Consider the following 12587-nt stretch of genomic DNA (forward strand, 5'->3'; position numbering starts at 1 on the left):
TTCAGCCATTGGCAGGCAGCCTATAGTACCAAGTCTCAGATAATGGCTTGCCATCCAGCATTAGCTTGGCCCTGATATCCAACGGCTGGCTGCCATTATTGCGCTTCACGTTGACAAATACGCGCCAGCCGTTAGTGGCCGGGTTTTGAACAACGCGACTATTAGCCAATTCGCCATTATCGCCTACGCTGGCTTCAACGCTCAGATTGGCACCCTTGCCGATCCCTTCAAGCGAGGATCCGACAAAGTCGAGAACAAAGGCGAGTGTACCGTCGGGCTCACGCACCAGGTCATCGCGAATCACCTCCCCCCGTGAGCGACGCGTCTCTGCCACCCAGGCAAGCTCAGGATCAAGGTGACGGCTTTCACTTGCGGTGAACGTAATGCGGTAATCGAATTCCAGCGGTGCTCCAGGTTCATGCGTTTCGTCAGCCAGCCACATCGAGACGATGTTGTCGTTGGTCTCGTTGTCTGTCGGAATCTGAATCAGCTCAACGCTACCAGCTCCCCACTCGTTGCGTGGTTCAATCCAGGCGCTTGGGCGCAAATCATAACGTGCATCAATATCCTGATAATCGCTAAAGTGATGGCCACGCTGCATCAAACCATAACCGCGTAACTGAGGTGTAGCATGCCTATTCATCATCAATCTGGCCGGATTGGCTAGCGGGCGCCACAGCCAGCCATTCTGCGCATCACTGATTAATAGCCCATTTGAGTCATGCATGGCCGGGATATAGTGTTGCGTCGATGAAGGCTGCTCTGGGCCGTAGAGATACATACTGGTTAGCGGAGCAATCCCCAGCTTCTCGACAGCCCGACGCAAATATAGCCGCGACTGTACGTCGACGATGGTGTCTTCTCCGGGGCGTAGCACGAAGCGGTAGGCACCGGTAACGCTTGGCGAGTCAAGCAGGGCGAAAATCGTCAAGTACTGACTTTCTGGACTTGGTTCGACGATCCACATTTCGCTGAAACGAGGGAACTCTTCGCCCGACGATAATCCCGTATCAACGGCCAGCCCGCGCCCTGAAAGACCGTAAACCTGCCCTTCGCCGATAGCGCGAAAATAACTTGCGCCCAGAAACACCATCACTTCATTACTATCAACACCATTGAGTGAGTGGTTGATTCTGACGCCGGCGATACCCACGCCATCGCTCTCTTTAACATCGTCGGAGATGTCTAAATCACCGTAGGTAAAGTCGTCAGGGTTGTAAGCAAAGCCGTGAACCTCGCCCTCCTGATCAATACTGTTTAATTGGATGGCACTGTCATAATGCATTCCTTCAGGGATAAAGCTCAGTGTGAAAGGTGCGCCTTTACCGCTCCATACGTCGCGATCGCGCTTGTACTGTATTTGCGAATACTCGGTATAGCTGAGTTCGCGCAACTGATCCGGCAAAGATGTTTCTGGGGCACGGTAGCCCTGTTGAGCCAGTTCCTCTGCCCTTCGAGCGACATCATCAAAACCAAACGCCACAGCCTCAAGCGGGATGCTCCCCACCAGTAGCCCGCTTAGAACAACTGCTGAAAAACAACCTTTGCGACTTGAGAATTTACTTTGCAGGGTCGATTCACTCATTTAGCGCAATGCTCCTGTACAATCCTTTGACTGAATTCAAATTCGCTTATTTACCAAATCGACATACGATAGCGTCCATTCGATCAGCTAAATGCGTCCTTTTGATTTTCTCACCATCGCGAAAGCGCGCACCTTGAGCGTATTTGAAGATGAGGTTACGTTTTAGGTATAGCATGAGTCTAGACTACTTGGCACCCTGAATAACCGGGCTTTTTGAAAGAGTTGCAGCTAAAATGAGAGTTGGCTCGCTTCGTTGAGCCGGGAGAACAGGTGCTATCTTAAGCTTATCATTATTATAGAGATAGGTTTGGTGGACGCCCTTTACAAACGCTGAACGCAACACCGCCCTACTGACCTAGCGAAGCCAGCGCTCGGCGAACTCTTTTGCGGTCAATGGCCGATCAAAGTAATAGCCTTGGCCCTGAGCACAGCCCAATGCCAGCAGCGCGGTGATTTGGTCTTGGTTTTCAATCCCTTCTGCAATGGTCTCTAGACCCAGCGTATTCGCCATGGCAATAATCGTTGCCACAATGACACGGTCATTGTCGCTGGTGAGCATATCGCGGACGAAGGAGATGTCGATTTTGATCTTATCGGCGGCAAAGCGCTTCAGGTAAGCAAGCGACGAGTACCCGGTGCCAAAATCATCAATAGACAGCCCTAACCCCTTGCTCTTTAACACTTCAGTGATTGCAATTGCCTTTTCAGGGTTCTCCATGATGCCGCTTTCGGTAATTTCAAGACTCAGCTGTGACGCTTCAACGGCGAACTGGGCACAGCGATTGAGCACGCTGGCGACCAGGTCATCCTCTTCAAACTGCTGGGCGGCAATATTAATCGCCAACTGGCCAGGCATGGAGTGTCCCTGCTCTCGCCATGCGGCAAGCTGCCTACAGGCTTCTTCAATGACCCAACTGCCAAGCGCAACGACCATGCCGCGCTCCTCGGCAATGGGGATAAACTTGCCCGGTGAAACCTGTCCCAGCTCCTCATCGTGCCACCGGCACAGTGCCTCGGCGCCAATTAACCGGCCGCTGTGTAAATCTACCTGAGGCTGAAAGTGCAAACTCAGCTGTTTCTCTGCAATGGCTGACGCTAAGCGTTTGGCGATATGCAGCTGTTCAGCCACAATGCGCTCCATCCAGGGCTCAAATACGCACACGGGAAGCTTTTGCCGTTTTGCTTGGTACATGGCAATGTCGGCGTGTTTCAGCAGCTCTAATGGCGTTGCCGCATCCTGGGGATAAAGCGCGAGGCCGATGCCCACGGAAAGCTCGAAAGAGTGTTGCTCAACCATAAAGGGCAGTGCGATGCTGTCACACAGTCGCTGAGCCGTCGCTAACGCGCTATTTGCCTGGACACCTGGGCATACCACCACAAACTCATCGCCACCTAAACGGGCCAGGTACTGCCCCTCTGTTAGCGACGCCGCAAAGCGTTCGGCCACGGCCTTAAGGACTAAATCACCCAGGTCGTGGCCAGCGGTATCATTGATCTCTTTGAAATGATTAAGATCCAGCAGCAATAGCGCTAGTTCGGTGGTTTGGGGATCAGCGACCACGTTTTCCAAGTGGCGCATAAAGGCCGACCGATTAGGCAATTGGGTGCCAGCATCACAAAAGGCCAATTGGCGAATGCGTACTTCGTCTTGCTGGCGCTCTAGCTCTGAAGCGGCCCGCGCGGCGAATATCTGCAGCACATTGCGCACCACCTCCACATCGTTCAGCGGCTTTTTAAACATGACACCAATAAGCCCCATGGGCTGGCCATGGCTATCATCCAGCCGCCGCCCAACATAACCGTTTACCCACGAAAGCGCCCCGTTGCTCTCGGCAGGCAGCATAATGGCGGCGCCCTCGTGCACGATACACTCCTGCTCTATCATGACCTTGTGACAAGGGACGCCGGGAAGATAATAAGCAAAATTATCCTGGCACTGACCATGGACATACAGCGTTAAGGTATGAGCAATATCGGCATCCTGCTCATCCAGCAACGCTATAAACCCCACTTCGGCAGATAACGCCTCAGCCATATGGGCGGTTAGTTGATGCAGAAACGCTTCGCCATTTTCCGCTGATATAGCAGTGGCCACGCTAACCACAGCGTGCTGGAAACGTTGCTGCTCATGAAGGGTGTTAATCAAATCTTCGTTGTATCGACCAATGCGCTGCAGCGCTAGCTTTTTATGTAACAGACGTTCGCGTGTTTGACTCTCCGCTAACTGGCGCGCCAATTCGGCGCCTGCCAACGCCGCTGCGATACGTAATACTTCGTCGGCATACGGAGGAAGCCCCAGAGCAGAGGAGTGCATCAGTACAATAGCGCCCAAAAAACCGCCGCCAGGTGCCGCGATAGAGATGCCCAAATACCCTTCTGCCTTCAAGGCCGCCAGACGCTGGTCAGCCGGAAACTGCTCGCGAATCTGGCAGGCAACAAATAGACGTGAGTGATTGGCGACCTGCTGGCATGGTGTGTTCTGGAGCGAATAGGGAGCCAGCTCAATGAACTCACCTTGAGACCACACAGCCAGGGTTGTCGAAATACTCTGATGGCTATCAACATGTTCAACAACAACGTGATCCACCCCGAGAATATCCGCCAAGGATCTCACGAGGTGGTGAAAAAAACCCTCTTCACTGACATAGGACAACTTATCCGCCAGCTGTCGAAAAATCTCTGGTGCAGAAGTAGGGTGCATGCTATTAAGCGCCTTCAGATTTAAATATCAAGCTTCTATCCCGTTTTCTTGAACACTCTATTTGAAAAAACACATACGTCTACCGCATAAACGTTATTCGACAGTTTTATTCAAACGCTAAAACTTACACACGAACATCATTAAACACTAACGACACTTCTTCTTTAAAACATTGATGCCAATTTTAAAAGAAAACTCAACTCAAATACGAACATTCAATCTATTCAGCTTCTACCTATCAAATCACCTTCGATAGTGCACTTCATAGCTGAGGTTTTTCATTTATCCATCTATGTTTTTTGGATAGTCGATTAAATTCATATCCGCCAATTATTCATTTCAGCGAGTAATCAAATGAAACAAAAAGTAACTATCAGCATCCAAATCAACCTTAGAAGATGATATTCAACCTAAACAGTCCTTCATGTCAATAGGTCGTTCCTCAACCATCTAGGTCTAATGGAGGGCATCGTGAACAAAACAGAACAGGAACGGCTAGCGGGCAGTATTGGCCGAGCCATTGCCAAACAGCGGGTTCGCAGTCAATTGACCCAAGAAGAGGTTGCTGAGCGCTTAGGCGTTGGCAATGAAGCCGTTTCGCGTATCGAGCGCGGGCGGGTGATCCCTAATATCGTGCGCTTAATTGAGCTTGCTGAAATTTTCAATTGCGAAGCCGCGGAGCTGCTTGGCCAAGCAAGCTTTCATATTGATGACCAGTCAAGCAGAATGAAGCAACTTTTAGCCCCTTTAAATCAAAATGATAGAAAATTAGTGATCGATATTGTTGAAAACTTAACTACGCGCCTTCAGAAAGGGTAAAAAACATAATGACAATAACACATCCACGGTTTAAAAATCAGACCATAATAAACCTTATAATCAAAACCAAATTGATCTTTTTCAAAACTTAAAATTTTGATTCAACATAAAGAAAGGAACCCGCTTTTCAATATCGGCCTTATAAACCAGCACCACACCGTCAGTGCCCTATTGGTTGAATAATGGCGTTTATGCTATAGGTAACCAGTCACCACTGCTCAGCCATCGCAGCGCTGTGCTGCAAAGAGGCGCTATGCTCAACACCACTGCTTGGAACCGACTGCGCTATACGGTTTACGCACCTTTTTACGATCCGGTTGCGGCCCGCGTGTTTCGCAGGCCGCGGCGCATAGCGCTTGGCCAAGTGGACTGGGAGCCCGGCATGCGCGTGCTGTTGGTAGGCGCGGGGACAGGGTTGGATCTGCCTTTCCTGCCCCAGGACATCGAATTACACACCACTGATATAGCCCCTGCCATGGTCAAGCGAACGGTTAAACGGGCGGCTGCGCTGAATAGAGACGTGGAGTGCGGTGTGATGGATGCCGAAGCACTCAGTTACCCCGATGAGCACTTTGATGTAGTGGTTATGCACTTGATTCTGGCGGTGATGCCCGACCCACGACAAGGGCTTGCCGAAGCTCACCGGGTGCTTAAAACCGGCGGGCAACTGTGTGTAATGGATAAGTTTCAGCCGGATGCACAACCTGCAGGGCCAGGCCGGCGCCTCTTGAACCTACTTACATCAGCCCTTGCAACCGACATTACCCGGCAAGCGGAGCCTCTGCTCACCGACGCTGGGTTCCTGATTCGCCACGACGAACCGGTGCTAATGAATGGCCTATTTCGTGCACTCCTAGCCGCGAAACCCACACCCTCTAATCGCTAGGCGTGTGACTTTTTACCGCTGTGTGTAGGCTAGTAGTTGCTAAGTAAACTATCTAAGCTGTCTCTCTCTTTTACCGATGCCACTCGGATCCAGCGCATGACAGCCCCAACCCGCCCCTCTACCCACACTGGCAAACTGCTTTTTGCCCTGATTAGCCGTCTGCACCTCTATATCGGCCTCTTCGTCGGCCCTTTTATACTGATTGCGGCCCTCTCCGGCATCGCTTACTTACTCAGCCCACCGCTTGAAGAGTGGCTTTACCACGACACCCTGAATGGGGTTAACCAGGGAGAGCCTCAGCCACTTGCCGAACAAATTGCGGCGGCACAACGCTACCTGGACAGCGCCACCTTGCCAAGCGCAGTGCGCCCGGCACCGGACCCCGGCAGCACGACCCGACTGATGTATAGCGAGCCAAGCCTTGGCCCATCTGAACACCGCGCTGTATTCGTTGACCCCATTTCGCTGGAAGTGACGGGTGAGACAACTGTTTACGGTACCAGTGGCATCCTGCCACTACGCACCGCGATTGATCACTTTCACCGCCAGTTGTTAATGGGTAACGTAGGGCGTCTTTATAGTGAACTGGCCGCCTCATGGCTATGGGTGGCTGCGCTAGGCGGTGTGCTGCTATGGATTCGTCAGCGCCGCTCGCTGAAAGCGCTTGTCAGCCCTCACAGGACTCGCCGGCGCCACGCAACGCTTGGGCTGGTACTCTCGCTGGGGTTACTGTTCTTTTCGGCCACCGGGCTTACATGGTCACAGTGGGCGGGGGACAATATTGCGGAACTTCGTCATGCCTGGGGCTGGGGCACGCCAAGTGCCTCAACGGCGTTGAACGATACCGATAGCCAAGTCGTCGACGAACATGCCGAGCATCACGGCCATATGGCCATGGTAGCCACGTCTATTACGCCAGAAGATTTTGATCGGGCACTGAATGCTGCTCGTCAGGCGGGCCTCAGCGCAGCGCGGATGCAACTCACGCCCCCAAGCACTCCCCAGCAGGCATGGCGGGTAGCGGAAATTGACCGCCAATGGCCCACCCAGGTAGATCAAGTGGCACTGCATCCACGCTCAATGGCAGTGACTGATCAAACCGACTTTGCCACCTTTCCATGGGCCGCCAAACTCACCCGCTGGGGGATTGATCTGCATATGGGGGTGCTGTTTGGTATTGCCAATCAAATCGTGCTGGCGTTGATCGCCGCCGGGCTTGTGACATTGATCGTATGGGGTTATTTAATGGCGTGGCGGCGGTTACGCGCAGTAAGCGGTCAGCGCTTTCCGACGGTGGCTGAGCCGTTTTGGCAACTGCCGCTCTCGGCCAAATTAAGCCTGCTGGCAGGCACTATCGCTGTGGGCCTGGCGCTGCCTGTCCTGGGCGCCAGCCTAGCGATTTTTGTGGTGATCGATGCGCTGCGCTGGACTATTAAAAAGCGCTACACTGCCCGCACGCTAAATGCCCGCCATTCGAATACCATGAGGTGAACGATGCCCAAAGCCCCCGTTAAGCGCTTTCGCCGCCTACCCGATGACGAGCAGTCGCGCATCATTGAAATGGCCTGGGAAGACCGCACGCCGTTTGAAGCCATCGAAACGCTATTTGGCCTTGGCGAGCCGGATGTCATTGAGGTGATGCGTCATCAGCTCAAACCCGCCTCGTTTCGCCTATGGCGCAAACGTGTTACCGGTCGTACGACCAAACACCAAGCCCTACGCTCGCCGGATGTGCTACGCGGCTACTGCCCAACACAGTACAAGCGCTAACAAATTAGCACCTACAAAACTGACCAAGTCTTCTACAAAAGAAGCCTTTCTCTAAATGACTTAATTGTTATATTATCACATAACACAAGCCCGTTTAGAGGTGACCTAGCAATGACCGCATTTACTCCCTTGCCCGTGACGGTGCTCTCGGGTTTTCTGGGCGCCGGTAAAACCACCGTGCTCAATCATATTCTGGCCAACCGTGAAGGTCGCCGTGTCGCCGTTATCGTTAACGATATGAGCGAGGTAAATATCGACGGTGCGTTGGTGCGCGGCGGCCCTGGCGAATCAACGCTGGACGGCGACGTGGCGCTTAATCGCAGTGAGGAACGGCTGGTAGAAATGAGTAACGGCTGCATCTGCTGCACCCTGCGCGAAGACTTGCTAGAAGAAGTCAGCCAGTTGGCCCGGGAAGGCAAGTTCGATTACCTGGTTATTGAGTCCACTGGGATTTCCGAGCCGCTGCCCGTGGCAGAAACCTTCACCTTTGAAGATGAAAGCGGCCAAAGCCTTTCCCATGTTGCCCGGCTGGATACGCTGGTCACCGTGGTCGATGGTGCCAACTTTCTTGAACAGTACCGCGAAGCACAAAGCCTCGCTGAAGCTGGGGAAAGCTTAGGCGAAGACGACGAGCGCAATGTCGCCGACCTGCTAGTCGATCAAATCGAGTTTTGCGATGTGCTGCTGATCAGTAAAACTGACCTGATTAATGAGAAAGATCTGGAAGCCCTGAAAGCCATTCTGCGCACGCTGAATCCCGATGCGGAATTAGTGCCCATTACCCAAGGTGGCGTGCCACTGGGCAAAGTGCTGGATACCGGTAAGTTCAATTTCGAGCGCGCCCAATTGGCGCCAGGTTGGCTAAAGGAGATGCGTGGCGAACACGTTCCAGAAACCGAGGAGTACGGCATCGGCAGCTTCGCCTACCACGCCCGTCGCCCCTTTCATCCGCAGAAATTTCATGACCTACTCAATCAGGAGTGGTTCGGCAAAGGCCTGTTACGCTCGAAGGGCTTTTTCTGGCTTGCCACCCGTCCCCAAGCTGCGGGCCAGTGGAGCCAGGCAGGCGGCATCGCCCACCATGGCCCTGCGGGGGTGTTCTGGAAAGCGATTCCCGAAGAGCGCTGGCCTACCGACCCCGAAACGCGACAGTTTATTATGGAGAAGTGGCAGGAGCCGTTCGGGGATATGCGCCAGGAGCTGGTGTTTATCGGCCAGGATCTGGATCAAGCCAAGATGCGTGAAGCCCTGGACGCCTGCCTATTGAGCGAAGCCGAGCTGCAGGAAGGCATGAAAGCATGGAAGAAGCTACCCGACCCCTTCCCTGCCTGGGAGTAACCTAGCTGGCTACTCAGCCCCCACTGCCCAGTGCTGCTGCATTTGTAGGAAGGTAAGCGACGCAGACCAGGTAATCAGCATGAACCCGATCAGGCCTTCGGTGCTGAGAAGCAGGCGGATACCACCCTCGGGAGTTAGATCACCAAAACCGAGGGTGGTATAGCTCGTTGCCGACACATAGAGATAATCCCACAGTGCTACCGTTTCACTGCCGGAAAGCTGTCCCGTTTCCGGTAGATATTGCAGACCTACCAACGCAAGAGCAAACAGACAAATTTCGGCCACATGCGCTCCAAACAACGAGAACATTAGGACTAGAAAACGCCGTCTTAGCGTTAACGGCCAGTACTCAAGTTTGCGGCTCACCCGAATGGCCACTTCAAAATGCACCACCACACTGGCCAGTACCGCTATCGCCGTAATAACAATGGCCGCCCCAGTTCCGCTTAACATTGCTGCTCCCTGCGTTGATGCTCTTGAAAGAGCTTAAGCGTAGTCAAGGATCTGAAAATAAAAAAACCTCCCAGGCTAATGTTAGCCTGGGAGGTTATTCACGACATTTACGGGTTAATTACTGCAACATGCTGGGCAACCAAGTCGCCAGGCCCGGAAACACGATCAGTACCGCGACCAGCAGCATCGAACAGAGGATATAAGGAATCGCCGCCGAGTATATTTCGCTCATGGTCGTACCCGCGGGCGCAACACCTTTCATCACAAAAAGCAGCAGTCCTAACGGTGGCGTTGAGAAACTGATTTCCAGAGCCAATAAAACCACAATACCGAACCACACCAGGTCAAACCCCAGCGCCTGGGCAAGTGGGAAGAAGATCGGCACGGTGAGCATCATGATAGAGATCTGCTCCATAAAGGTGCCCAGCACCAGTAGCACCGCGAACATTGCCAGGAGCATCAGAATCGGCGACAGATCAAAACTGGTCGCCCAGCCGATTAAGCCACCCGAAGCGCCAGAGAAGCCAAGCAGCTGACTGAAGGTAGCCGAGCCAAACACGATCAGGTAGGCCATTAGCGTGACTTTTAATGCCCCGGTGACCGAAAGTTTAAACGCCTCCCAGGTCATGCAGCGGAAAATAAACGCCAGGATAATCACGCCTAGCGCACCAAAGGCTGCGGCTTCTGACGGCGTGGCAAACCCAATCAGCATCAGCGTGACGATAATCACCATCACGCTGAGCATGGGTAGAATATCGGTCACGATCAGTTTGAGCTTCGCGCTCAGCGGCACCGGCTCAAGCTCATAATTCGGGGCGGCCAGTGGATCCAGCTTGGTCTGAATAAAGATGGTTGCGATATAGAACCCCGCCAGCGTTAGTCCCGGCAGAATACCAGCGATAAGCAGTGCGCCAATATCCACTTTCGCTAAGGTTGCTAACAGCACTGCCAGCGCGGAGGGCGGAATAATAATCGCCAGGCCCCCAGTGCCCAGAATCGGGCCAATCGCCATTTTCTTTTTATAGCCCCGCCGCTCCATTTCCGGCACCAATAGCGAACCCATTAATGCCGTAGAGCCCATGGAGGAGCCACTCAGAGTTGAGAACGCCGTACCCCCCACCACTGTGACGTAAGATAAACGCCCCGGCACCTTGCCCATTAGCTGATCCACAGCGTTGAACATTTTCATGCCCAGCCCGGTGCGGAAAAACAGTTCGCCCATCAGCAAGAACAGCGGAATGGGCACCAAGTTAAAGCTGGAGAGTGCGCCGAAACCGTTGTTGAGCATCTGTAAGATGCCGGTTTGGCCACCCATAAAGTGCCAGGCGCCAATCACGTTGGCGGCCAAAAACGCCAAAGCAATGGGGGTGCCAATGGCCATGAACAGGAGAATCAGCGAGAGTAGGAAAGCGAGCGCAAAATACCATTCCATTATTCTTTAATCCCCGCTTCGCCGCTGTGAAGAATTTCATGGCCCACCACAAAGCGGCCAAATTCGATCGCCATCAGGGAAAAGCTGATGGGGAAGACGATGGTCAGTATCCATTTCGGCACAAAGAAAGCCCGCACGTCATAGTCAGTGCGCTCAATATTGAGCAGCACCAGATCAAGCCCCTTCCACGCCAGCACGCCGCACACCACGACACAGAGCAGCGACACCCCACGGCTGAGTATATTCAGCGCTGCTGGTGGCAACACCGAGGTCAGCAGCTCGATATGCACATGCCCTTTTTGGCGCACCAGCCAGGGAGCCCCGAGCAGAGTGAGGTAGAACATGGCGTATTCAGTGGAGAGGAAAAACCACGCCGAGGGCTGAAGCCCTAAGTTACGAATCACCACGGAAAGCACCACCGCTACCATCAGCCATACCAGCATGATGGCGGCCAGCAGGGCCATGCCGTTAAGCAGCAGCAGGTAGCCGCGTTGTGCGTAGCGCATAAAAGACCCTAGAAAATAAGCCACACAAATAGGGGGCTCGATCGCTCGGCGCCCCTACGTTTCTATAGATCGTTGAATTTTTCAATCAGCGTATCGTAATGCTCAAGTCCCATGGGGTGGCGCTCCATCTGGCCGCGCATACGCTCCCAGGTGGCATCCCGGGCAGCGTCTGAGAAGCGCTGTGCTGCTTCGCCTTCCAGGGTAATGACCTGCATGCCATCAGCCTCAAGCTCGGCTTGCTGCTCTTTGGCTAACTCAGCCAGTTGTTCGGCGCTGTCGCGCTCATGCTCAATGGCGACTTCCTGAAGAATTTGCTGCGACTCTTCGCTGAGCTGGTTCCACTTATCCAGGTTAACGATCACCCCCATATCGGTAGAGAAGAAGGCAGGGTCAACCCGGTAGTTAAGGAAACGATCCCAATTGAGGTCTTTCAGGCCAATTTGAGTCCAGCCGGTCGCGTTCACTACGCCTCGCTCCAGGGCCGCATAAACATCGGTGGTCGGCAGGCTGATTGGCTGCGCGCCCAGGTAGTCCTGGAAGAAGGCGTCATACACCGGGTTACTGCGTAGACGAAGGCCCGAAACGTTTAGATTACCTTCGTCATCAATAGTGGGCTCATCAATGGTGTAGAAGTTGTAGCTGACCCCGCTGTCGAACCAGCCCAGGTAGTAAGTGCCCATCTTCTCCTGATGAATTTCATTCAGCAGATCGATGCCGCCATTTTCACGGGCGAAAATAGCGTTGGTGTTAGAAGCCACCATGGCATCACGCTCTGGCACGGTACCTGCGTAGAAGCTCGCGGCGGTGTAGGCCATATCCACCACGCCGTTGCGCACTGCGTCGGGCTGCTCGGAAAGACCAATCACTTCAGGGCCGCCGCGCACGTTAATTTGCACCACACCTTCACCGCGCTCGTTAACCTTATCGACGAACTCTAAAAAGCTCTGGGTATAGATCAGCGAGGGAGGAAACGCATGCACCGCGTTAATTTGATCCAATGCTAGGGTCTGAGTGGACGCCAGGGCTGTTAGCATGCCCAGGGTAAGGGTTACTTTTTTCATGAGTTAGTCTCCTGCACAAGGTGGTTTTTTATAGCG

11 protein-coding genes are annotated in these 12587 nt (G+C 53.4%); 5 read left to right on the forward strand and 6 right to left on the reverse strand.

The annotated features are described in order from the left end of the window. Position 1: 1 nt before the first annotated feature. Both JI62_RS00910 and JI62_RS00915 read right to left on the reverse strand, forming a co-directional pair. On the reverse strand, positions 2–1585 hold the full coding sequence (locus JI62_RS00910; RefSeq protein ID WP_088698360.1) for a glucan biosynthesis protein G: 1584 nt from the start codon (positions 1583–1585) through the stop codon (positions 2–4). Positions 1586–1940: 355 nt separating this feature from the next. Further along, complete coding sequence (locus JI62_RS00915; protein ID WP_088698361.1) at positions 1941–4286, reverse strand: putative bifunctional diguanylate cyclase/phosphodiesterase; 2346 nt, start codon at positions 4284–4286, stop codon at positions 1941–1943. A 471-nt stretch (positions 4287–4757) separates the two neighbouring features. Between JI62_RS00915 and JI62_RS00920 the strand changes: the two genes are divergently transcribed. From JI62_RS00920 to zigA, 5 genes are all read left to right on the forward strand, one after another. Further along, on the forward strand, positions 4758–5105 hold the full coding sequence (locus JI62_RS00920) for a helix-turn-helix domain-containing protein (protein WP_170938452.1): 348 nt from the start codon (positions 4758–4760) through the stop codon (positions 5103–5105). Positions 5106–5358: 253 nt separating this feature from the next. Then, positions 5359–5991 carry a class I SAM-dependent methyltransferase gene (locus JI62_RS00925; protein WP_088698363.1) on the forward strand — a complete coding sequence of 211 codons (633 nt, stop codon included), beginning with the start codon at positions 5359–5361 and terminating at the stop codon, positions 5989–5991. 96 nt (positions 5992–6087) lie between these two features. Then, entirely contained in the window at positions 6088–7482 is a 1395-nt protein-coding gene (locus JI62_RS00930; RefSeq protein ID WP_088698364.1) for a PepSY-associated TM helix domain-containing protein, read from the forward strand. Positions 7483–7485: 3 nt separating this feature from the next. Further along, positions 7486–7761 (forward strand): TIGR03643 family protein, encoded by a 276-nt coding sequence (locus tag JI62_RS00935; RefSeq protein WP_088698365.1) that lies wholly within the window; start codon positions 7486–7488, stop codon positions 7759–7761. Between the two features lie 111 nt (positions 7762–7872). Next, positions 7873–9099: a zinc metallochaperone GTPase ZigA gene (gene zigA, locus JI62_RS00940; protein WP_088698366.1), complete on the forward strand. Its 1227-nt coding sequence runs from the start codon at positions 7873–7875 to the stop codon at positions 9097–9099. A 9-nt stretch (positions 9100–9108) separates the two neighbouring features. On the opposite strand, the gene JI62_RS00945 is transcribed toward zigA, so the two are convergent. From JI62_RS00945 to dctP, 4 genes are all read right to left on the reverse strand, one after another. Beyond that, positions 9109–9552, reverse strand: coding sequence for an ion channel (locus JI62_RS00945; RefSeq protein ID WP_088698367.1), 444 nt, complete (start codon positions 9550–9552; stop codon positions 9109–9111). A gap of 118 nt (positions 9553–9670) precedes the next feature. Further along, positions 9671–10984, reverse strand: coding sequence for a TRAP transporter large permease (locus JI62_RS00950; protein ID WP_088698368.1), 1314 nt, complete (start codon positions 10982–10984; stop codon positions 9671–9673). Continuing rightward, positions 10984–11490, reverse strand: a complete 507-nt coding sequence (locus JI62_RS00955) for a TRAP transporter small permease (RefSeq protein WP_035576621.1) — start codon at positions 11488–11490, stop codon at positions 10984–10986. The genes JI62_RS00950 and JI62_RS00955 overlap by 1 nt, the downstream gene beginning before the upstream one ends. 62 nt (positions 11491–11552) lie before the next feature. Next, a complete protein-coding gene (gene dctP / locus JI62_RS00960) occupies positions 11553–12551 on the reverse strand; it encodes a TRAP transporter substrate-binding protein DctP (RefSeq protein ID WP_088698369.1) in 999 nt (332 codons plus the stop codon). Positions 12552–12587: the final 36 nt, after the last annotated feature.

The organism is Halomonas campaniensis (genome assembly GCF_002211105.1).
In the GTDB taxonomy this organism is placed as follows: Bacteria; Pseudomonadota; Gammaproteobacteria; order Pseudomonadales; family Halomonadaceae; genus Vreelandella; species Vreelandella campaniensis_A.